Origin of the sequence: Kosakonia sp. (assembly GCF_032052965.1) — a bacterium.
In the GTDB taxonomy this organism is placed as follows: Bacteria; Pseudomonadota; Gammaproteobacteria; order Enterobacterales; family Enterobacteriaceae; genus Kosakonia.
Genome location: NZ_DAMBVN010000026.1, coordinates 1 through 20844 on the forward strand (window position 1 = coordinate 1; position 20844 = coordinate 20844).

Consider the following 20844-nt stretch of genomic DNA (forward strand, 5'->3'; position numbering starts at 1 on the left):
CCTGCGACCAATTGATTAAAAGTCAACTGCTCTACCAACTGAGCTAACGACCCGAGTGGTGGGTGATGACGGGATCGAACCGCCGACCCCCTCCTTGTAAGGGAGGTGCTCTCCCAGCTGAGCTAATCACCCGATACTACGCTGGATATAACTTTGTGGTGGGTCGTGCAGGATGACTCGGCTTTGCCTCGCCCTTCGGGCCGTTGCTGTGCAACGTTATCCTTCACGTTTAACATCTCCACACGGATGTTAAAGTGGTGGGTCGTGCAGGATTCGAACCTGCGACCAATTGATTAAAAGTCAACTGCTCTACCAACTGAGCTAACGACCCACTTTTGCGTTGCTTCCGGTTTATGCGATAACCCGTGGCAACGGCGGCATATATTACTGATTTAAGAATTCAGCGCAACAACAATTTCGACGTAAATCACTTAACTGCTTATGATTCATGCGACAAGACCAGAAAAAACGCGATTTCTGGTCATGCGCTATGCATTACATCGAACCAAGGCGTTTTTGTGCTTGTTTCGCGCCATCGGTGCCAGGGTATTTACTGACCACCTGCTGGTAGACCGCTTTCGCTTTTGCACTGTCCCCTTTGTCCTGCATAATCACACCGACTTTGTACATCGCGTCCGGTGCTTTAGGCGACTTCGGGTAATTCTTCACCACGGAGGCAAAGTAATAGGCAGCGTCGTCTTTTTTGCCCTTGTTATAATTCAACTGACCGAGCCAGTAATTGGCATTCGGAATATAGGTTGAATCCGGGTACTTTTTGACGAAGTTCTGGAAAGCCGCGATGGCATCGTCCTGACGAGATTTATCCTGCACCAGCGCAATCGCAGCGTTGTAATCGGTATTCGCGTCGCCGCTCTGTACCGGCGCGCCAGAAGTGGCCGCACCTGTATTTGCCGCGCCGTTATCCGCCGCTGGAGCCTGAGCCGCTCCCTGATCGCCCGAGGTTTGCTGTGCCTGACCTGCAGCTGCCCCGCTTCCCAGACTGTCCATTTGCAACAGAATTTGCTTCTGGCGTTCAACCACCTGATTCAACTGATACTGATTTTCCTGGATTTGCCCACGAAGCGTATCAATATCGGCCTGATTATCAGAAAGTTGTTGCTGAAGTTGGGTTAAAAGCTGGCTGTGAGCATTGGAAATACGCTCAAGTTGAGTGACACGGTCTTCGACCGAGCCTGAGCCGACACTACTGATTGGCGCCTGAGCATTAGCGGCCCAGGGGGCCGCTATGCCAACCAGTAACGACAGACTCAACAGATGATGTCTGAAGTTACTGCTCATGCAATTCTCTTAGTAAACCAGTACGGCGCGACGGTTTTTAGCGTAAGCCGCTTCGTCGTGACCCAGTACTGCAGGTTTTTCTTTACCGTAAGAAACGATGGAGATCTGGTCAGCGGAAACGCCTTTACCCTGCAGGTACATTTTAACGGCGTTAGCACGACGTTCGCCCAGGGAGATGTTGTATTCCGGGGTACCACGTTCGTCAGCGTGACCTTCTACGGTGACTTTGTAGGACGGGTTGCTACGCAGGAAATTTGCGTGAGCATCCAGCATCGCTGCGAAGTCAGAACGGATGTCATACTTGTCCAGGTCGAAGTAAACAATGTTGTTCTGCTGCAGCTGTTGCATCTGCAGACGCGCTTGTTCTTCGGAAGACATGTTGCCATTACCGTTCATGCCAGTGCCAGCACCCATCATGCCTTCGCCGCTCTGGTCGCTTGTGTTGTTCTTGTGAGAAGAACATGCAGCGATTGCCATAACAGGCAGAGCCAGCATCAGGCCTTTCAGCACTTTATTCAGTTGCATTTCTTTGATTCCTTTTATAAACATCTATTTATTATCACAGATACGGAGACCAGGCAGGGAATTTAACCTGTCCATCAGTCGCCGGAAGACGCGCTTTGAAACGCCCATCTGTAGAAACCAGATTCAGCACGGATCCCATCCCCTGAGAAGAGCTGTAGATTACCATTGTGCCGTTAGGTGCCAGACTTGGCGTTTCGTCCAGGAACGTTGACGACAGAACTTGTACGCCACCCGCTGCCAGATCTTGTTTAGCAATGTGCTGCTGACCACCGTCAGAGCTTACCATCACCATAAATTTACCGTCGCTGCTCACATCCGCGTCCTGGTTTTGAGAACCCTGCCAGGAGATACGCTGTGCCGCACCGCCGTTAACGCTAACTTTATACACTTGCGGACGCCCTGCCTGGTCAGAAGTGAAGGCCAGGTTTTGGCTATCCGGGAACCAGGTCGGTTCGGTGTTGTTGCTGCGACCGTCCGTCACTTGACGGATCTGACCTGAGCCAATATCCATAACATAGATATTCAGACTGCCGGTTTTTGACAGTGCAAAGGCCAGTTTAGACCCGTCCGGAGAGAACGCCGGCGCACCGTTGTGACGCGGGAAAGACGCCACCTGGCGGATGCTGGCATTCGCCAGAGTCTGAATAACCAGCGCGGAACGACCGCTCTCGAAGGTCACGTATGCCAGTTTGGAACCGTCCGGAGACCAGGCCGGGGACATCAGCGGCTGCGGAGATTTGTGCACCAGGAACTGGTTATAACCGTCGTAATCGGAAACGCGGAGTTCGTAAGGGAACTGGCTGTTTGCCGTTTGTACAACGTAAGCAATACGGGTACGGAACGCGCCTTTAATACCGGTCAGTTTTTCAAACACTTCATCACTGGCAGCATGGGCAGCATAACGCAACCACTGTTTGTTCACCTTAAACGAGTTTTGCGCCAGCACGGTACCCGGCGCACCGCCAGTATCCACCAACTGATACGCCACGTTGTAGCTGCCATCAGGATTCGGGGTGATCTGACCGACAATTACCGCGTCAATACCCAGCGCGGACCAGGCCGCTGGCTGTACTTCTTGCGCGCTGCCCGGCTGCTGCGGCAGACGGGAACGATCGAGTGGATTGAATTTGCCGCTGTTGCGCAGATCTGCTGCAACGATGCCGCCTGCGTCTTCAGGTGCAACGCCAGGCCCTGCCCACTGGAACGGCACAACGCCAATCGGGCGTGCCGAGTCCACCCCCTGGGTGATCTCGATACGTACTTCTGCGTGCAGCACTGCTGCCCACAGCATCAGAAAACCAAATGCAACACGTAATGCCTGCTTCATCATATCTCCCTTATCCGGGCGGAAAACCCGCGATAATTTAGCAGAATTTTAACAAACTCAATAAGACAAAACTACCCGCGTCAGGACGCCCTTAGCACCTTTTCCCCCGCAAGTAGCGAGGGTAAGTGTACCTTAAGGTTTGAAGTCCAGCGGCGCATTTTTGAACACTTCATATACAGCCTGACTTGGCGGCTTCGGCATTTTTGCCTGTTTCGCTGCAGCGAGCGCAGCCTGGCAAAGCGCCGGATCGCCACCTTCCGACTGAATATCTAACAACATGCCGTCTGGCGCCAGTTTGACACGTAACGTACAGGTTTTTCCTGCATATGAAGAAGCATCATAGAAACGACTTTCGATTGCCGCTTTAATCTGCCCTGCGTAGTTACTGATGTCTGCACCTGAAGCGCCATTATTCTTAGTGTTACCAGAACCTGCGGGTGAAGCGTGGTTTCCTTTCGATCCACCACCCGTTTTCGGCGCATTCTTACCGGAGCTCAGGTCACCAAACAAGTCGTCAACGCCTTCGGCTGCTGCGGCTTTTTCTGCGGCAGCTTTCTTGGCTGCGGCAGCTTTGTCCGCTGCGGCTTTCTTATCGGCTGCGGCTTTTTCTGCCGCGGCCGCTTTTTTCTCTTCTGCGGCTTTTTCAGCGGCGGCGGCTTTCGCTGCGGCAGCCTTTTCTGCGGCAGCTGCTTTTTCAGCTGCTGCTTTCTCGGCGGCGGCTTGTTTTGCCGCTTCGGCCTGGGCTTTCTTCTCAGCATCAGCCTGGGCTTTTTTCGCCGCTTCAGCCTCAGCTTTTTTCTTCGCGTCGGCAGCGGCTTTTGCGGCTTCAGCTTCGGCTTTCTTCTGCACATCCGCAGCCGCTTTAGCTGCATCGGCTTCCGCTTTCTTCGCCGCATCTGCAGCGGCTTTTGCCTGTGCTTCCGCTTTAGCTTTTGCATCGGCAGCCGCTTTCGCAGCCGCTTCTTCCGCCTGCTTCTGCTGCTGTTGCGCCTGTTTTGCCGCTTCTTCTGCTTTTTTCTGCTGTTCGGCTTGCTCGCGTGCGGCTTCCTGCGCCTGCAGACGTTCTTTTTCCAGCTGTTTCAGACGCTCTTGCTCAGCGGCCTGCTTTTCACGCAGCTCTTCCGCCTGCTGTTGCGCCTGTTTTTCACGCTGTTCTTTTGCTCGCTGCGCGCTGGCTTGTTGCTGCTGCTGGCGATTGTAGTTATCCACCACTGCGCCCGGATCGACCATTACCGCGTCAATCGATGAGCCACCGCCGCCACCCGCAGATGCATCAATATGCTCATCGAACGAACTCCAAATCAGCAGCGCCACCAGAATCACATGTAGCACGGCAGAAATGATTATCGCTCGCTTGAGCTTGTCGTTTTGTACGGTTGCCTTTGACACTCTCGGTTCCCAAAAACTGTCCGCCTGTTAGGCCGGTGATCAGATAGGCTGCGTCATCAAGCCAACAGATTTCACACCCGCGCTATGTAACAGGTTCAGCGCTTTAATGATTTCATCGTACGGCACATCTTTTGCGCCGCCGATTAAGAACACGGTCTTCGGATTGGATTGCAGGCGACGTTGCGCCTCGGCAATCACCTGCTCCGGCGGTAGCTGATCCATACGATCTTTTTCCACCACCACGCTGTATTGTCCGACACCGGAAACCTCAATAATGACCGGAGGATCGTCGTTGGTACTGACGGTCTGCGATTGTGTCGCATCCGGCAGATCGACCTCAACGCTTTGCGTAATGATCGGTGCCGTCGCCATAAAGATCAGCAGCAGCACCAGCAACACGTCCAGCAACGGTACAATGTTGATTTCGGACTTCAGGGCACGACTGCCCCGTCCACGCGATCTGGCCATGGCTTACTCCTTGTTGCTCTCGCTGCTGGCGAATGCCTGGCGATGCAGAATAGCCGTGAACTCTTCCATAAAGTTGTCGTAATTCAGTTCCAGTTTGTTCACGCGCTGGTTCAGGCGGTTGTACGCCATCACCGCCGGAATCGCAGCGAACAGACCGATAGCCGTCGCGATCAGTGCTTCCGCAATACCTGGCGCAACCATCTGCAAGGTGGCCTGCTTCACCGCACCCAATGCAATAAAGGCGTGCATGATCCCCCAGACCGTACCGAACAGACCAATATAAGGACTGATGGAACCAACGGTACCGAGGAAAGGAATGTGGTTTTCCAGGCTTTCCAGCTCGCGGTTCATCGAAATGCGCATCGCACGTGATGCACCTTCGACAATCGCTTCTGGCGCGTGGCTGTTGGCGCGGTGCAAACGGGCAAACTCTTTGAACCCGCTATAAAAGATTTGTTCCGAACCGCTCAGATTGTCACGGCGCCCCTGGCTTTCCTGATACAGACGAGACAGTTCAATACCGGACCAGAACTTATCTTCGAAGGCTTCTGCTTCGCGTCCTGCTGCGTTAAGGATGCGCGTTCTCTGGATAATGATGGCCCAGGATGCGATTGAAAAACCAATCAAAATCAACATGATAAGTTTAACCAGAAGGCTTGCCTTCAGGAACAAATCAAGGATATTCATGTCAGTCACTGCTTAAACTCCGCGACAATAGACTTGGGAAGCGCACGAGGCTTCATTAAGAGTGGATCAACACAGACAATCAGTACTTCAGCTTCGTTCAGCACTTTGTTCTCTGCGTTGACGATCCGCTGCGTAAAAACCATAGAGGTTCCGCGCATTGATGTAACTTCCGTTTGGACTTCGAGCATGTCGTCGAGTCTGGCGGGTGCAAAATACTCCAGCGTCATTTTGCGTACCACGAAGGCGACACGCTCAGCCAGCAGAGCCTGTTGGCTAAAGTGATGGTGGCGCAGCATCTCTGTGCGGGCTCTTTCATAAAAAGCAACGTAGCTGGCGTGGTAAACCATGCCACCGGCGTCGGTATCTTCGTAGTAGACCCGAACCGGCCATCGAAACAGCGTTGTATTCACTTTACATCCCGGTAATGCAAAAAAAGTTAGAGCTTTTAAACTTCGCTACTATACGCGCGGGCAAGGTGCTTTGGAATGGGTTCAAGTAAACGGAGAGTAAAAATTTATGGGCTTTTGCAAGCCCATGAGGATAGCGGATATTTCTTATTCAAAAGAAGAAAAAAATAAGACCAGCAAGCAGAACCAGATCTGCCACCAGCGGACAGAAAATCCCCTGCCAGTGAAGCGCACGCGGGCGAAAACCCACGCCGTGGATTACGCCGGCACACACGGCCCAAATCAGCAGCAGACCATGCCAGATTTCCAGCTCACTGGTTTTGGCAGCAAAACGGGACGGATCCCAGAAAACGCAGCCAGCCAGCAGTAATGCCATTACTAAGGAAAGGGCCCTTAACGGGCCCCTGTCCATTACCGCATACAGTTTTGCGATAATGTTATCCATCAGTGTTCTTCTTTTCCGGCTTTGGTCGCTTCAACGTGCTCCAGCGCCAGCGCGGTGATCACTCCAAAAGCACAGGCAAGAAGCGTTCCTAAAATCCATGCGAAATACCACATATTCTGCTCCTTACTTAGTACATAGAGTGGGTATTGCTTTCAATGTGTTCTTTGGTAATGCGTCCGAACATTTTCCAGTAACACCAGGTGGTGTAGAGCAAAATGATCGGGACAAAGACCAGCGCCACATAGGTCATCAGGTTCAGGGTCAGTTGTGTCGATGTCGCATCCCACATGGTCAGGCTCGCTTTCATCATTGTGCTGGAAGGCATAATGAACGGGAACATCGCGATACCTGCGGTGAGGATGATGCACGCCAGCGTCAGTGAAGAGAAGATAAACGCCCATGCGGCTTTATCCAGACGCGCGGTCAGCACAGTCAACAGCGGCAGCACAACGCCCAGTGCCGGAACCAGCCACAGTACTGGCGTGTTATTAAAGTTGGTCAACCACGCACCAGCTTGTAGTGCTACTTCTTTATGCAGCGGATTGGAAGCAGCATGGTGATCCATAACAGAGGTCACGACATAACCATCAATGCCGTAAACAACCCATACACCCGCCAGTGCGAAGCAAACCAGGGTGACCAGCGCAGCAATTTGCGAAGTGGCACGAGCACGCAGATGCAGTTCACCCACGGTGCGCATTTGCAGATAGGTCGCGCCTTGCGTCAGGATCATACCAACGCTCACCACCCCTGCCAGCAGGCCAAACGGGTTCAGTAGCTGGAAGAAGTTACCGGTGTAGAACAGACGCATGTCATTATCGAGGTGGAACGGTACACCCTGCAACAGGTTACCGAATGCCACACCAATGACCAGCGGCGGCACAAAGCTACCGATAAAAATGCCCCAGTCCCACATGCCGCGCCAGCGGTTGTCTTCAATCTTCGAACGGTAATCAAAACCGACCGGACGGAAGAACAGTGACGCCAGTACGAGGATCATCGCCACGTAGAAGCCGGAGAAAGCAGCGGCATACACCATCGGCCAGGCAGCAAACAGCGCGCCGCCCGCCGTGATCAGCCACACCTGGTTACCGTCCCAGTGCGGCGCGATGGAGTTGATCATCACGCGGCGTTCAGTGTCGCTACGTCCCAGAACGCGAGTCAACATCCCCACGCCCATGTCGAAGCCGTCGGTGACCGCAAAACCAATCAGCAGAATGCCAACCAGCAGCCACCAGATAAAACGTAATACTTCATAATCGATCATTTGACGACTCCTGTCTTAGCGTGCCGGCTGAGAAGCCACGGTGGACTGCTCGTAGTGATAGCGACCTGTTTTCAGACTGCTCGGCCCAAGGCGAGCGAATTTGAACATCAGGAACACTTCCGCCACCATAAACAGCGTATAGAGGCCGCAAATCAGAATCATTGAGAACAGCAGATCGCCAACGGTTAACGACGAGTTAGCGACAGCGGTTGGCAGGACTTCACCAATCGCCCACGGCTGACGGCCATATTCCGCGACAAACCAGCCTGCTTCGATGGCGATCCACGGCAGCGGGATACCGTACAGAGCAGCACGCAGCAGCCATTTTTTCTCACCAATGCGGTTACGAATGACGGTCCAGAACGAGATACCGATAATCAGCAGCATCAGCACACCGCACGCCACCATCAGACGGAAGGCGAAGTACAACGGCGCAACACGTGGAATGGAGTCCTTAGTTGCCTGCTGGATCTGCGCATCGGTCGCATCGGTCACGTTCGGGGTATAGCGTTTCAACAACAGCCCGTAACCGAGGTCTTTCTTCACGTTATTAAACTGGTCGCGAACAGACTGATCGGTAGAACCCGCACGCAGCTGCTCCAGCAACTGGTACGCTTTCATACCGTTACGGATACGTTCTTCGTGCTGTACCATCAGATCTTTCAGACCGATAACCGGCGTATCGACCGAACGGGTAGCAATGATGCCCAGTGCGAAGGGGATCTGGATAGCGAATTTGTTTTCTTGCTTGTCCTGGTCAGGAATACCAAACAGCGTAAAGGCTGCCGGCGCTGGCTGGGTTTCCCATTCAGCTTCGATAGCGGCCAGTTTGGTTTTCTGCACGTCGCCCATTTCATAACCGGATTCATCACCCAGTACGATAACGGACAGTACCGCTGCCATGCCGAAGCTGGCTGCGATAGCAAAGGAGCGTTTTGCAAATGCGATGTCGCGACCGCGCAGCAAGTAGTAGGAGCTGATGCCAAGGATGAAGATGGCGCCACAAGTGTAACCGGATGCCACAGTGTGAACGAATTTCACCTGAGCGACCGGGTTCAGCACCAGTTCAGCGAAGCTGACCATTTCCATACGCATGGTTTCAAAATTGAAATCAGAGGCGATTGGGTTCTGCATCCAGCCGTTAGCCACCAGGATCCACAGCGCGGACAGGTTGGAGCCCAGTGCGACCAGCCATGTCACTGCCATGTGCTGTACTTTGCCCAGACGATCCCATCCGAAGAAGAACAGACCTACGAAGGTGGATTCGAGGAAGAAGGCCATTAAGCCTTCAATGGCCAGCGGCGCACCGAAGATATCCCCAACATAGTGAGAATAGTAAGACCAGTTTGTCCCGAACTGGAACTCCATAGTCAGGCCGGTTGCCACGCCCAGTGCAAAGTTGATACCAAACAACTTGCCCCAGAACTTGGTCATATCTTTATAAATCTGTTTGCCGGAGAGAACGTATACCGTTTCCATAATGGCCAGCAGGAACGCCATACCGAGCGTCAGTGGCACAAAAAGGAAGTGGTACATCGCGGTCAAGGCAAACTGTAAGCGCGACAGTTCGACTATATCTAACATCATGACTCCTTGCTCATCGCATGAAGACTCCGAGAGTAAACCCCATGAAAAGGTTCACACGCATGCCCCAATACAAATTAGCTGCACTTTTTTAATCACCGCCTATTCGCTACGGACGGTGAATCAAAAAGTTACAACCAGGTTAAGAAAAAACTCTAATTGATCTCTCGAGTATATTACTCCGCAAAACCCTTACAATAAAAAGGTTTTTATTGGGTTTGTTTTACGTTTTTCGACAGTGATCAATTTATACCGAATTTACCACTTTTTAGCCAATTTGATCGGCGACAATTTAACGATTTTTGGTGCTTTTTCCAAGCTTTTAAATATTGATTTAAATCAATATCATTCACCATTGTTAATTTTGTATATACGGTGAATCCTTAGTAAAAACCATGTTAATGGCATGTTCATTTTAACGTCATTAGCGGTTATCAATCGGCAGGTAAAGATAAATATTAACGAGGTTATTTAACGTTTGCAGGCGAAGTAAAAATTGCCGCAGTAAAAACACGCCAGAACAGACAAAAATTAATTTACTTCATGGCTTCGATATATTTCACAATTAATTCACCTTTTTAATTAACACACTTAACACCGACCGGTGATTATTGGATAATTACCCCTTCTGCTCTTTTACATTACATCACGGCGGCTGCTCTTCCATGCCAGGTTGAAGACCTGATAACGTAGCTTTTCCTCTAACCCCACTCATTCACTGAGGGCAGCCTATGTCATCACGAATTACCTTCCAGAAACAGCCCTGCCCCGTTGCACGCTCTGTTGATGTGCTTGGCGATCGCTGGGCATTACTCATTGTGCGTGATGCACAAGCAGGTGTAAGGCGTTTTAGTGATTTTCAGCGTGAGCTGGGCGTGGCGCGCAATATTCTCACCGATCGGCTTCGCACGTTGGTGGATATTGGGATTTTCATCACGCAACCTGCAACCGATGGTATGCCGTTTCAGGAGTATGTTCTGACTGAGAAAGGGGAATCGCTTTACCCGGCGATGATCCCGCGCGGCACAGAGGGTAGCGTGCGTAAACTCGGGCCATAAAAAAGGCCGCTACGGGAGCGGCCAACCATGTCGAAATCGTGCCTCTGCAGACGAAGCGTGTGCGTTAATGCTTCCGCACTCTGCCGTATGCAGAGGGATACGCTCCCCTTTTTGAGGAGCAATGAGGTTTTATTTAATGACAGCTTTCAGTGCTTCGCCGATATCGGCCAGGCTACGCACAGTTTTGACACCCGCCGCTTCCAGCGCAGCAAATTTTTCATCTGCTGTGCCTTTACCACCGGCAATAATGGCGCCCGCGTGGCCCATACGTTTGCCTTTCGGCGCAGTCACACCGGCAATGTAGCCGACAACCGGTTTGGTCACGTGATCTTTAATGTACGCAGCCGCTTCTTCTTCTGCGCTACCGCCAATTTCACCAATCATTACGATGGCTTCAGTCTGCGGATCTTCCTGGAACAGTTTCAGGATATCAATAAAGTTGGAGCCCGGAATGGGGTCGCCGCCAATACCCACGCAGGTAGACTGACCGAAACCATAATCGGTGGTCTGTTTTACTGCTTCATAGGTCAGAGTACCGGAACGGGAAACAATGCCGACTTTACCTGGCTGGTGAATGTGACCCGGCATGATGCCGATTTTGCATTCACCCGGAGTGATAACACCCGGGCAGTTCGGGCCAATCATGCGCACGCCAGCTTCATCCAGCTTCACTTTCACTGTCAGCATATCCAGCGTCGGGATACCTTCAGTAATGGTGATAATCAGCTTGATGCCGGCATCAATCGCTTCGAGGATGGAGTCTTTACAGAACGGGGCCGGAACATAAATAACCGTCGCCGTCGCACCGGTCGCTTCTACCGCCTCGCGCACGGTGTTAAACACTGGCAGACCAAGATGCGTGGTGCCGCCTTTGCCTGGCGTCACACCGCCAACCATCTGCGTACCGTAGGCAATCGCCTGCTCGGAGTGGAAAGTGCCCTGGCTACCGGTGAAACCCTGGCAGATAACTTTGGTGTTCTTATCAATCAAAACAGACATTATTTCCCCTCCACTGCGGCAACAACCTGCTGTGCTGCATCCGTCAGACTTTTCGCTGCGATAATATTCAGGCCGCTGTCCGCCAGGCGTTTTGCCCCGAGCTCCGCGTTGTTACCTTCCAGACGCACCACCACTGGTACGTTAACACCCACTTCTTCGACCGCGCCGATAATACCGTCGGCAATGAGGTCGCAGCGCACGATGCCGCCGAAGATGTTAACCAGAACGGCTTTCACGTTCTCATCGGACAGGATGATTTTAAACGCTTCGGTCACACGCTCTTTCGTTGCACCGCCGCCCACGTCGAGGAAGTTCGCCGGTTCGCCGCCGTGCAGCTTAACAATATCCATGGTGCCCATTGCCAGGCCTGCGCCATTCACCATGCAGCCGATGTTGCCATCCAGTGCGACATAGTTCAGTTCCCAGTGTGCAGCCTGCGCTTCACGCGGATCTTCCTGCGACTGGTCGCGCATTTCACGGAGTTCCGGCTGGCGGAACAGCGCATTGCCATCGGCACCCAGTTTGCCATCGAGGCAAATCAGGTCGCCCTGTTTAGTGATAACCAGCGGGTTGATTTCAATCAGTGCCAGGTCGCGCTCAAGGAAAATGGTCGCCAGCCCCATAAAAATTTTGGTGAACTGCTGAACCTGCTTGCCTTCCAGACCGAGTTTGAAAGCCAGATCGCGGCCCTGGTACGGCATCGGGCCCGCCAGCGGATCGATAGCCGTTTTGTGAATCAGGTGCGGCGTCTCTTCCGCCACTTTTTCGATTTCCACGCCGCCTTCAGTGGACGCCATGAACACCACACGACGCGAGCTACGGTCTACCACCGCGCCCAGATACAGCTCTTTATCGATATCCGTTGCCGCTTCAACCAGGATCTGGTTTACCGGCTGACCATTGGCGTCTGTTTGGTAGGTCACCAGACGTTTGCCAAGCCAGTTTTCCGCAAATGCGCGAATATCTTCTTTGCTGTTGACGACTTTTACGCCGCCCGCTTTACCGCGACCACCGGCATGGACCTGGCATTTTACGACCCACGGGCCTGCGCCAATTTTCGATGCCGCTTCTTCTGCTTCACGCGGGGTAGTACAGGCGTAACCAACCGGAGTCGGCAGACCTGACCGGGCAAAAAGTTGTTTCGCCTGATACTCGTGTAAGTTCATGTGTTCTATCCATCCTTCATTTAATTTGTCACGCCGGATGACGGCTTACAAAGCAGGTGTTCGTTATTAACCCGGCAGCGTAGCGCTGCCGGGCAAAGGACACTACACGTCCAGCAGCAGACGTGTCGGATCTTCCAGCAGCTCTTTAATGGCCACCAGGAAACCAACAGACTCGCGGCCATCGATCAGACGATGGTCGTAAGAGAGCGCCAGGTACATCATCGGCAGGATTTCAACTTTGCCGTCAACCGCCATCGGACGATCTTTGATGGCATGCATACCCAGGATCGCGCTCTGCGGCGGGTTGATGATGGGGGTAGACATCAGGGAGCCAAACACGCCGCCGTTCGTGATGGTAAAATTACCACCGGTCAAATCTTCAACGGTCAGTTTGCCATCGCGGCCTTTAACAGCCAGCTCTTTGATTTTCTTCTCAATGTCGGCCATGCCCAGCGTATCAACATCACGCAGAACCGGCGTGACCAGACCACGCGGTGTGGAGACAGCCATACTGACATCGAAGTAGTTGTGATAAACAACATCATCACCGTCAATAGACGCATTCACTTCGGGGTAGCGTTTCAGCGCTTCGACGACAGCTTTTACATAGAACGACATAAAGCCCAGACGGATACCGTGGCGTTTTTCGAACGCATCACCGTACTGCTTACGCAGATCCATAATTGGCTTCATGTTGACTTCGTTAAAGGTGGTCAGCATTGCGGTGGAATTTTTTGCTTCCAGCAGACGCTCAGCCACACGTTTACGCAGACGGGTCATCGGTACGCGTTTTTCGGTACGGCCAGCCAGTTGCGGCGCCGGGCTGCTTGCAGGAGCGGCAGCCGGTTTGCTCTCTTCTTTCACAGCGGGGGCTTTCGCCAGATGTTTTTCAACATCTTCACGCGTGATGCGACCACCCACACCGGAGCCTTTAATGGCGCTGGCGTCGAGGTTGTGTTCGGCCAGCAGGCGACGGATCGCCGGGCTGAGCGCATCATTGCTTTGCTCTTCCAGCGACGCCTGCTGGCGCTGCGCCGGGGTAGACTCTTTCGCGTCCGACTTGGCGCTGCTCTCTTTGCCAGCACTGTTGCCTTCACGCAGACGACCCAAGATCTGACGAGAAGTCACGGTAGTGCCTTCATCTTCCAGCACCGCATCCAGAATGCCGTCCGCTGCCGCCGGTACTTCCAGTACCACTTTGTCAGTCTCGATTTCCACCAGTACTTCATCGCGTTGGACGCTATCGCCCGGTTTTTTGTGCCAGGTTGCAACAGTCGCGTCGGCAACGGACTCAGGCAGGTCGGGAACAAGAATATCTACGCTACTCATTATTTATCCTTTATTTAATCGACGTTCAGCGCGTCATTAACCAGATCTTGTTGCTGTTTCTGGTGAACGGACAGATATCCCACCGCCGGGGAGGCGGAGGCCGGGCGACCTGCATAACGCAGAGCAGCCCCAAACGGAATCACTTCACGGAAATGATGCTGGCTGCAGTACCAGGCGCCCTGGTTAAGCGGCTCTTCCTGGCACCAGACAAAATCATGCACGTGAGCATAAGGTTTCAGCGCTTCCTGCACAGACTGGTGCGGGAACGGGTACAGCTGTTCGATACGGACGATGGCGACATCCTTCTGGTCGTTTTTACGACGCTGTTCGAGCAGGTCATAATAAACCTTACCAGAACAAAGGATAACGCGTTTCACGCCTTGTGGATCGAGATCGTCCACTTCGCCAATCGCCGGCATAAAGGTGCCATTCGCCAGTTCATCCAGCGTAGAAACCGCCTGCGGATGGCGCAGCAGCGATTTCGGTGACATCACAATCAGCGGACGGCGCATACCGCGCAGCGCCTGGCGGCGCAGCATGTGGTAAACCTGCGCCGGGGTCGACGGCACGCAAACCTGCATGTTCTGCTCTGCGCACAGCTGCAAATAACGCTCCAGACGGGCGGAGGAGTGCTCCGGGCCCTGTCCTTCATAACCGTGCGGCAGCAGCATCACCAGACCACACATACGGCCCCATTTCTGCTCGCCGGAGCTAATGAACTGGTCAATAACCACTTGCGCGCCGTTGGCGAAGTCACCGAACTGGGCTTCCCAAATAGTCAGGGTACGCGGTTCCGCTGTGGCATAGCCGTATTCGAATGCCAGCACGGCTTCTTCAGAAAGCACGGAATCCCAGACGCGGAACTGTCCCTGGCCATTATGGACATGGCTCAACGGAATATAGGTAGAACCGTTGCTCTGGTTATGCACCACCGCATGGCGGTGGAAGAACGTACCGCGGCCAGAGTCTTCACCGGAAATACGAATCGGAATGCCTTCATCCACCAGGGTGGCGTAAGCCAGCGTCTCTGCTCCACCCCAGTCGAACAGTTTTTCACCTGTCGCCATTAACTGGCGATCGCCGTAGATTTTCGCCACGCGCGGCTGCATTTCGATAGCGTCCGGCACCGTACTGATGCGTTTGGCCAGCTCTTGCAGACGTTTCATCTCGACCTTGTTCGGGTAGCTCTCATCCCATTCATGGTTGAGGTACGGTGACCAGGTAAAGGAGTGCATGTTCATCGGACGCCACTCATCTACCACGCATTCGCCCGCGTCCAGCTTATCGCGGTAAAGGTTCACCAGCTCGGTGGCATCTTCCAGGGTGATGGTTTTGTCCTGCTCCAGACGGTCAGCGTAGATTTTACGCGGCGTCGGGTGTTTTTTGATTTTCTGGTACATCAGCGGCTGGGTCGCGCTCGGCTCGTCGGCTTCGTTATGACCGTGACGGCGATAGCACACCAGATCGATAAACACATCGCGTTTAAAGGTGTTACGGAAATCAAGCGCCACGCGGGTAACAAAGGCGACGGCTTCCGGATCGTCCGCATTCACGTGGAAAATCGGCGCCTGCACCATCTTACCGATATCGGTACAGTACGGCGTAGAGCGTGCATCCAGCGGGTTAGACGTGGTGAAGCCCACCTGGTTGTTAATTACAATACGCACGGTGCCACCCACTTCGTAACCGCGTGCTTTAGACATGTTCAGGGTTTCCTGAACCACGCCCTGCCCGGCAACGGCGGCATCACCGTGAATGGTAATCGGCAGCACTTTATTGCTGCTCGGCTCAGCAAGGCGATCAAGACGGGCGCGAACAGAACCGATCACCACCGGGCTAACAATCTCCAGATGCGACGGGTTAAACGCCAGCGCCAGGTGTACCAAGCCGCCTTCGGTTTCCACGTCGGATGAGAAGCCCATATGGTATTTCACATCGCCAGTGCCGAGGTGTTCTTTATGTTTACCGGCAAATTCGTCGAACAGATCCTGCGGTTTTTTACCCAGGACGTTGATCAGTACGTTCAGACGACCACGGTGCGCCATGCCCAGCACCACTTCACGAGTACCGCTGTTACCTGCGTGACGGATCATCTCCTTCAGCATCGGCACCAGTGCATCGCCACCTTCCAGCGAGAAGCGTTTCGCCCCTGGGAATTTGGCGCCCAGGTAACGTTCCAGCCCTTCGGCTGCGGTCAGTTCACTTAAGAAACGTTTTTTCTCTTCGGCGCTAAAGCTGGATTTCCCGGCAGCCGATTCAATGCGCTGTTGGATCCAGCGTTTCTCTTCGGTGCTGGTGATGTGCATATATTCCGCACCAATTGAGCCGCAATAGGTCTCTTTCAGCGCTTCAATCAACTCCCCCAGCGGCATTGTGTCTTTGCCGATGGCGAACGAACCGACATTGAAACTGTTCTGGAAGTCTGCTTCTGTCAGGTCGTGGTAAGCCGGATCGAGGTCTGCGACGCGCTCTTGCTGCCACAGTCCCAGCGGGTCGAGATTCGCATGCTGATGACCACGGAAGCGGTATGCGTTAATCAGCTGCAGGACTTTAACCTGCTTCGCATTGGTGTCCGGATCGGAGATAGAGGAAGAGTAACGTGAAGCATCCTTCGCCAGTTGACGGAAATAATCACGTGTTTTGGAGTGGAATTGATCCGGTTTGACTCCGGTGCCTGGTAACTGCTGGAACATGGAACGCCAGTTAGCATCTACCGAGTCAGGGTCGGTTAAGAAGTCTTCATAGAGCTGTTCTATCCAGCTCTGGTTAGACCCAGAGAGGTAAGAAGAGTCCAGCCAGGCTTTCATTGCGCCGTTCTGCATCGTGATCCCTTAAGCATTGTTATGCTTACTTCGCCGTGGATAACTACGACGTACACTGCTTAGCGCACGTCCCAGGGTTCACTTGCGGGCTCTTAGGTGGCCCGCGAAGGAACCTTTAAAAACTGCCCTAATCTTTGCTGTTTGGGTTGCGACTGCGTTGGCTGCCTTTGCTTACCCAGGTCACATCGTTAACTCTGTTCCCTGGGATGCGCTCAGTTGCCGCCTTGTCTCGCACCAAACATCTCGATTATGTCTACTGTGGCGGTTTTTAAAGATTTCCTGCTTCTTACTCTGTCGCCAGGTGACGCTGCGCTTACCCGGCCTACAAATAGCGTAGGCCGGATAAGCGTAAACGCCATCCGGCAGCGATCACTTATGCACTACGTTGCAACAACATCGACTTAATATGGCCGATGGCGCGCGTCGGGTTCAGTCCCTTAGGACAAACACTGACGCAGTTCATAATGCTATGGCAGCGGAATACGCTGAAAGCATCGCTCAACCCTTCCAGGCGGTTATCGGTTTCCGTATCGCGGCTGTCGATAAGGAAGCGGTACGCCGCCAGCAAACCGGCCGGGCCAATAAACTTGTCCGGGTTCCACCAGAAAGACGGACAAGAAGTCGAACAGCATGCACAAAGAATGCACTCATACAAACCGTCGAGCTTTTCGCGCTGTTCCGGTGCCTGTAAATGTTCTCTTGCTGGCGGATTTTGCCCATTATTCAATAAGTAAGGCTTAATCTTCTCATATTGGGCATAGAATTGCCCCATGTCCACCACCAAATCACGGATAACCGGCAGCCCTGGCAGAGGGCGAATAACAATCTTCTGTTTGCCGTTACCCAGCGCAGAAATGGGAGTGATACACGCCAGGCCATTTTTGCCGTTCATGTTCAGACCATCAGAGCCGCATACCCCTTCACGGCAGGAACGGCGGAACGACAGCGTAGGATCTTTTTCTTTCAGCTGCATTAACGCATCCAGCAGCATCATGTCACGCCCTTCTTCGCCTTCGAGGGTGTAATCCTGCATGCGCGGAGCGTCATCCACATCCGGGTTATAGCGATAAATTGAAAATTCGAGTTTCATTTTCCTGTCTCCGCATTAATAAGTACGAATCTTCGGCGGGAACGCCGGACGCAGTTTCGGCTCCATATTGACGCTGCGACGCGTCATGGACTCCGTTTCTGGCAGATACAGGGAATGACACAGCCAGTTTTCATCGTCACGATCCGGATAGTCGAAGCGGCTATGCGCGCCACGGCTCTCAGTACGGAAGTTTGCGGATACCGCCGTGGCATAGGCAGTTTCCATCAGGTTATCCAGCTCCAGGCACTCAACGCGCTGGGTATTGAACTCGGTAGAGGTGTCGTCCAGACGGGCATTTTTCAAACGCTCGCGGATCACTTTCAATTGCTCCAGACCTTTCGCCATCGCATCACCTTCACGGAATACCGAGAAGTTATGCTGCATGCACTCCTGCAGCGCTTTGCGAATAGTGACCGGATCTTCGCCATCACGGTTGTTATTCCAGCGATTAAGACGTTCCAGAGAGGCCTCAACATCGGATTCGCTGGCATCGCGCAGCGCACCCTGCTCAGCAATGGATTCCTGCAAGTGCAAACCCGCTGCACGGCCAAACACCACCAGGTCAAGCAGCGAGTTGCCACCCAGACGGTTGGCACCGTGTACCGATACACAGGCAATTTCGCCCACCGCGAACAAGCCCGGGATCACCACATCTTCGCCCTTCTCGTTTACGGTCAGCGCCTGGCCGGTCACTTTGGTCGGGATACCGCCCATCATATAATGGCAGGTTGGGATCACCGGGATCGGCTCTTTGACCGGATCCACATGCGCAAAAGTACGGGACAATTCAAGGATCCCTGGCAGGCGCGATTCGAGCACCTCTTTACCCAGGTGATCGAGTTTCAGTTTCGCGTGAGGCCCCCACGGACCGTCGCAACCGCGACCTTCGCGGATTTCGATCATGATGGAGCGCGCAACCACATCACGACCGGCAAGATCTTTCGCGTTCGGCGCATAACGTTCCATAAAACGCTCGCCATGTTTGTTGAGCAGGTAGCCACCTTCACCGCGGCACCCTTCCGTGACCAGCACCCCTGCCCCGGCAATCCCGGTCGGGTGGAACTGCCACATTTCCATGTCCTGCACTGGCACGCCTGCCCGCAGCGCCATACCCACGCCGTCACCGGTGTTGATATGCGCATTCGTGGTGGACTGGTAAATACGACCTGCGCCGCCGGTTGCCAGCACCGTCGCGCGGGCTTTGAAGTAAACCACTTCGCCGGTTTCAATACACAGCGCAGTACACCCTACCACCGCGCCATCCTGGTTTTTCACCAAATCCAGCGCATACCATTCCGAGAAAATCGTCGTGTGGTTTTTCAGGTTTTGCTGATAAAGGGTATGCAGCAAGGCATGGCCGGTACGGTCCGCTGCCGCTGCAGTACGCGCCGCTTGTTCGCCGCCGAAATTTTTCGACTGGCCGCCAAACGGGCGCTGATAAATACGGCCGTCATCAAGACGGGAGAACGGCAGACCCATGTGTTCCAGCTCCAGAATCGCTTCCGGGCCGGTTTTACACATATATTCAATGGCGTCCTGGTCACCGATGTAATCGGAGCCTTTTACCGTGTCGTACATGTGCCATTCCCAGTTATCTTCATGGGTATTGCCCAGCGCAACGGTAATACCGCCCTGTGCAGATACCGTGTGAGAGCGGGTTGGGAAGACTTTAGAGAGCAGCGCACACGTCTGGCCGCTCTGGGAAATTTGCAGCGCGGCGCGCATACCTGCACCCCCTGCGCCGATAACAACAGCATCAAATTCTCTGACTGGCAGTTTCATTACACACCCCACACCACAACGAATCCATAAATCACGTAAGCCGCAAGCGCAACAACAATCACCAGTTGCAGAATCAGACGAACAGCCAGTTGCTTAACGTAGTCGGTCAACACCTGCCACATGCCAATCCAGGCATGGATCAAAATCGAAAACAGCGCCAGCAGGGTGAAGACTTTGGTAAAGGCGGAGGCGAAGAAGCCAGTCCAGATTTCCCAGGTCAGATCGCCGGTGACGGCAAAAAAGCCGACCATATAGATGATGTATAACGTCAGAACGATGGCAGTAGCACGGACGAGAATAAAATCATGTACGCCGTTGCGTCCTAATGCGGAGGCGTTGCTTACCATACGAGGACTCCTGCGAGAATTGAAAGCACGACAGTGATCACAAAAGAAAGATTAGCGGAACGTTTCCCTGCTTCGAGGGTTTCTTCCAGCCAGCCGAAGTCCATTAACATGTGGCGAATGCCGCCAACCGCGTGATACGCCAGCGCAGTCAGAATGCCCCAGATAATGAATTTAGCGAAGAAGCTGTCCATGATAGCGGAAGCCGCCAGGAAGCCTTCTTGAGAGGATAGCGACAACCCCAGCAACCACAGCAGAATACCGACAGCCACAAAAGTAATGACGCCCGATACACGGTGGAGAATGGAAGCTATAGCCGTAACAGGAAACCGAATTGTTGTCAGATCCAGATTGACAGGTCTTTGTTTTTTCACATTTTTTATCATGAATAACGCCCACATGCTATTCTTATAGTTTCCTTCCTCCGGTCTGCGTGCGGGTCAGACAGCGTCCTTTTCTATAACTGCTCGTCATGCAAAAAATTAGCTTCCAGATGCTAAACGACAGGTTACAACGCTGGGTGGCTCGGGATTGCAGGGTATTCCGGAGACCTGGCGGCAGTATAGGTCGTTCACAAAATCATTACAATTAACCTACATATAGTTTGTCGGGTTTTATGCAGAACAGTGACGCCCATCACGATAACAACATTATTTTAAATTTTAATCATCTGATTTGACAAAAGTTAAACATTCTTGTTACAAACTACGCCATAAAGGGCTTATAATTCGTAAAAGTTATGGGGTCTGCCTTTCACCTGAGATTTAGTTATGTAACAGTGTGACGGTATTGACCGATGTAATCAGGACAGTTATTAGTGATATACAGGTTTGATAAATTCGGATTGCTAAGACAC

Annotated in this window: 19 protein-coding genes, 2 tRNA genes and 1 pseudogene; 1 reads left to right on the forward strand and 21 read right to left on the reverse strand. The window is 53.0% G+C overall.

The window, feature by feature from the left end:
* Positions 1–56: 56 nt before the first annotated feature.
* The 13 genes from RTX30_RS21090 to cydA all read right to left on the reverse strand — a co-directional run bounded on the left by RTX30_RS21090 (position 57) and on the right by cydA (position 9398).
* Positions 57–132, reverse strand: a tRNA-Val gene (locus RTX30_RS21090).
* Positions 133–255: 123 nt separating this feature from the next.
* A tRNA-Lys gene (locus RTX30_RS21095) sits at positions 256–331 on the reverse strand.
* Positions 332–495: 164 nt separating this feature from the next.
* Positions 496–1299, reverse strand: a complete 804-nt coding sequence (cpoB, locus tag RTX30_RS21100; protein WP_312692519.1) for a cell division protein CpoB — start codon at positions 1297–1299, stop codon at positions 496–498.
* Positions 1300–1308: 9 nt separating this feature from the next.
* Positions 1309–1824: a peptidoglycan-associated lipoprotein Pal gene (gene pal / locus RTX30_RS21105; RefSeq protein WP_090133362.1), complete on the reverse strand. Its 516-nt coding sequence runs from the start codon at positions 1822–1824 to the stop codon at positions 1309–1311.
* A gap of 34 nt (positions 1825–1858) precedes the next feature.
* Positions 1859–3151, reverse strand: coding sequence for a Tol-Pal system beta propeller repeat protein TolB (gene tolB, locus RTX30_RS21110; protein WP_312692623.1), 1293 nt, complete (start codon positions 3149–3151; stop codon positions 1859–1861).
* Positions 3152–3283: 132 nt separating this feature from the next.
* Positions 3284–4540 carry a cell envelope integrity protein TolA gene (tolA, locus tag RTX30_RS21115; protein ID WP_312692527.1) on the reverse strand — a complete coding sequence of 419 codons (1257 nt, stop codon included), beginning with the start codon at positions 4538–4540 and terminating at the stop codon, positions 3284–3286.
* Between the two features lie 39 nt (positions 4541–4579).
* The gene (gene tolR, locus RTX30_RS21120) at positions 4580–5008 is read right to left on the reverse strand and encodes a colicin uptake protein TolR (RefSeq protein WP_312692529.1); all 429 of its coding nucleotides are present in this window, start codon (positions 5006–5008) and stop codon (positions 4580–4582) included.
* Positions 5009–5011: 3 nt separating this feature from the next.
* Positions 5012–5704: a Tol-Pal system protein TolQ gene (gene tolQ, locus RTX30_RS21125; RefSeq protein ID WP_312692531.1), complete on the reverse strand. Its 693-nt coding sequence runs from the start codon at positions 5702–5704 to the stop codon at positions 5012–5014.
* Positions 5701–6105 carry a tol-pal system-associated acyl-CoA thioesterase gene (gene ybgC / locus RTX30_RS21130; RefSeq protein WP_312692533.1) on the reverse strand — a complete coding sequence of 135 codons (405 nt, stop codon included), beginning with the start codon at positions 6103–6105 and terminating at the stop codon, positions 5701–5703. The genes tolQ and ybgC overlap by 4 nt, the downstream gene beginning before the upstream one ends.
* A gap of 148 nt (positions 6106–6253) precedes the next feature.
* The gene (ybgE, locus tag RTX30_RS21135; RefSeq protein ID WP_312692535.1) at positions 6254–6547 is read right to left on the reverse strand and encodes a cyd operon protein YbgE; all 294 of its coding nucleotides are present in this window, start codon (positions 6545–6547) and stop codon (positions 6254–6256) included.
* The gene (gene cydX / locus RTX30_RS21140; RefSeq protein ID WP_004100325.1) at positions 6547–6660 is read right to left on the reverse strand and encodes a cytochrome bd-I oxidase subunit CydX; all 114 of its coding nucleotides are present in this window, start codon (positions 6658–6660) and stop codon (positions 6547–6549) included. The genes ybgE and cydX overlap by 1 nt, the downstream gene beginning before the upstream one ends.
* Before the next feature lie 14 nt (positions 6661–6674).
* Positions 6675–7814, reverse strand: coding sequence for a cytochrome d ubiquinol oxidase subunit II (gene cydB / locus RTX30_RS21145; RefSeq protein WP_312692538.1), 1140 nt, complete (start codon positions 7812–7814; stop codon positions 6675–6677).
* Between the two features lie 15 nt (positions 7815–7829).
* Positions 7830–9398 (reverse strand): cytochrome ubiquinol oxidase subunit I, encoded by a 1569-nt coding sequence (cydA, locus tag RTX30_RS21150; protein WP_312692625.1) that lies wholly within the window; start codon positions 9396–9398, stop codon positions 7830–7832.
* Between the two features lie 731 nt (positions 9399–10129).
* Here cydA and RTX30_RS21155 point away from each other — a divergent pair.
* Positions 10130–10414: pseudogene (locus tag RTX30_RS21155) on the forward strand (winged helix-turn-helix transcriptional regulator); the annotation flags it as partial.
* A gap of 171 nt (positions 10415–10585) precedes the next feature.
* Here the strand turns inward: RTX30_RS21155 and sucD are convergent.
* From sucD to sdhC, 8 genes are all read right to left on the reverse strand, one after another.
* Positions 10586–11455 (reverse strand): succinate--CoA ligase subunit alpha, encoded by an 870-nt coding sequence (gene sucD / locus RTX30_RS21160; RefSeq protein WP_312692540.1) that lies wholly within the window; start codon positions 11453–11455, stop codon positions 10586–10588.
* On the reverse strand, positions 11455–12621 hold the full coding sequence (sucC, locus tag RTX30_RS21165) for an ADP-forming succinate--CoA ligase subunit beta (RefSeq protein ID WP_312692542.1): 1167 nt from the start codon (positions 12619–12621) through the stop codon (positions 11455–11457). The genes sucD and sucC overlap by 1 nt, the downstream gene beginning before the upstream one ends.
* Positions 12622–12723: 102 nt before the next feature.
* The gene (gene odhB, locus RTX30_RS21170) at positions 12724–13950 is read right to left on the reverse strand and encodes a 2-oxoglutarate dehydrogenase complex dihydrolipoyllysine-residue succinyltransferase (RefSeq protein ID WP_312692544.1); all 1227 of its coding nucleotides are present in this window, start codon (positions 13948–13950) and stop codon (positions 12724–12726) included.
* A gap of 14 nt (positions 13951–13964) precedes the next feature.
* Positions 13965–16772, reverse strand: coding sequence for a 2-oxoglutarate dehydrogenase E1 component (gene sucA / locus RTX30_RS21175; RefSeq protein ID WP_312692546.1), 2808 nt, complete (start codon positions 16770–16772; stop codon positions 13965–13967).
* A 373-nt stretch (positions 16773–17145) separates the two neighbouring features.
* Positions 17146–17862, reverse strand: coding sequence for a succinate dehydrogenase iron-sulfur subunit SdhB (gene sdhB / locus RTX30_RS21180; RefSeq protein WP_039054861.1), 717 nt, complete (start codon positions 17860–17862; stop codon positions 17146–17148).
* A 15-nt stretch (positions 17863–17877) separates the two neighbouring features.
* Positions 17878–19644 (reverse strand): succinate dehydrogenase flavoprotein subunit, encoded by a 1767-nt coding sequence (sdhA, locus tag RTX30_RS21185; RefSeq protein ID WP_312692550.1) that lies wholly within the window; start codon positions 19642–19644, stop codon positions 17878–17880.
* Positions 19644–19991: a succinate dehydrogenase membrane anchor subunit gene (gene sdhD, locus RTX30_RS21190; protein ID WP_312692552.1), complete on the reverse strand. Its 348-nt coding sequence runs from the start codon at positions 19989–19991 to the stop codon at positions 19644–19646. Before sdhD ends, sdhA begins: the two co-directional genes overlap by 1 nt.
* Positions 19985–20389 carry a succinate dehydrogenase cytochrome b556 subunit gene (gene sdhC / locus RTX30_RS21195; protein ID WP_312692554.1) on the reverse strand — a complete coding sequence of 135 codons (405 nt, stop codon included), beginning with the start codon at positions 20387–20389 and terminating at the stop codon, positions 19985–19987. The genes sdhD and sdhC overlap by 7 nt, the downstream gene beginning before the upstream one ends.
* Positions 20390–20844: the final 455 nt, after the last annotated feature.

Excerpts from the sequence above, each read along its gene's own strand:
- cpoB (WP_312692519.1), bottom strand. The coding sequence starts at position 1,299 with ATGAGCAGTAACTTCAGACATCATCTGTTGAGTCTGTCGTTACTGGTT.
- pal (WP_090133362.1), bottom strand. The coding sequence starts at position 1,824 with ATGCAACTGAATAAAGTGCTGAAAGGCCTGATGCTGGCTCTGCCTGTT.
- tolB (WP_312692623.1), bottom strand. The coding sequence starts at position 3,151 with ATGAAGCAGGCATTACGTGTTGCATTTGGTTTTCTGATGCTGTGGGCA.
- tolR (WP_312692529.1), bottom strand. The coding sequence starts at position 5,008 with ATGGCCAGATCGCGTGGACGGGGCAGTCGTGCCCTGAAGTCCGAAATC.
- ybgE (WP_312692535.1), bottom strand. The coding sequence starts at position 6,547 with ATGGATAACATTATCGCAAAACTGTATGCGGTAATGGACAGGGGCCCG.
- cydX (WP_004100325.1), bottom strand. The coding sequence starts at position 6,660 with ATGTGGTATTTCGCATGGATTTTAGGAACGCTTCTTGCCTGTGCTTTT.
- cydB (WP_312692538.1), bottom strand. The coding sequence starts at position 7,814 with ATGATCGATTATGAAGTATTACGTTTTATCTGGTGGCTGCTGGTTGGC.
- cydA (WP_312692625.1), bottom strand. The coding sequence starts at position 9,398 with ATGTTAGATATAGTCGAACTGTCGCGCTTACAGTTTGCCTTGACCGCG.
- sucD (WP_312692540.1), bottom strand. The coding sequence starts at position 11,455 with ATGTCTGTTTTGATTGATAAGAACACCAAAGTTATCTGCCAGGGTTTC.
- sucC (WP_312692542.1), bottom strand. The coding sequence starts at position 12,621 with ATGAACTTACACGAGTATCAGGCGAAACAACTTTTTGCCCGGTCAGGT.
- odhB (WP_312692544.1), bottom strand. The coding sequence starts at position 13,950 with ATGAGTAGCGTAGATATTCTTGTTCCCGACCTGCCTGAGTCCGTTGCC.
- sucA (WP_312692546.1), bottom strand. The coding sequence starts at position 16,772 with ATGCAGAACGGCGCAATGAAAGCCTGGCTGGACTCTTCTTACCTCTCT.
- sdhB (WP_039054861.1), bottom strand. The coding sequence starts at position 17,862 with ATGAAACTCGAATTTTCAATTTATCGCTATAACCCGGATGTGGATGAC.
- sdhA (WP_312692550.1), bottom strand. The coding sequence starts at position 19,644 with ATGAAACTGCCAGTCAGAGAATTTGATGCTGTTGTTATCGGCGCAGGG.
- sdhD (WP_312692552.1), bottom strand. The coding sequence starts at position 19,991 with ATGGTAAGCAACGCCTCCGCATTAGGACGCAACGGCGTACATGATTTT.
- sdhC (WP_312692554.1), bottom strand. The coding sequence starts at position 20,389 with ATGTGGGCGTTATTCATGATAAAAAATGTGAAAAAACAAAGACCTGTC.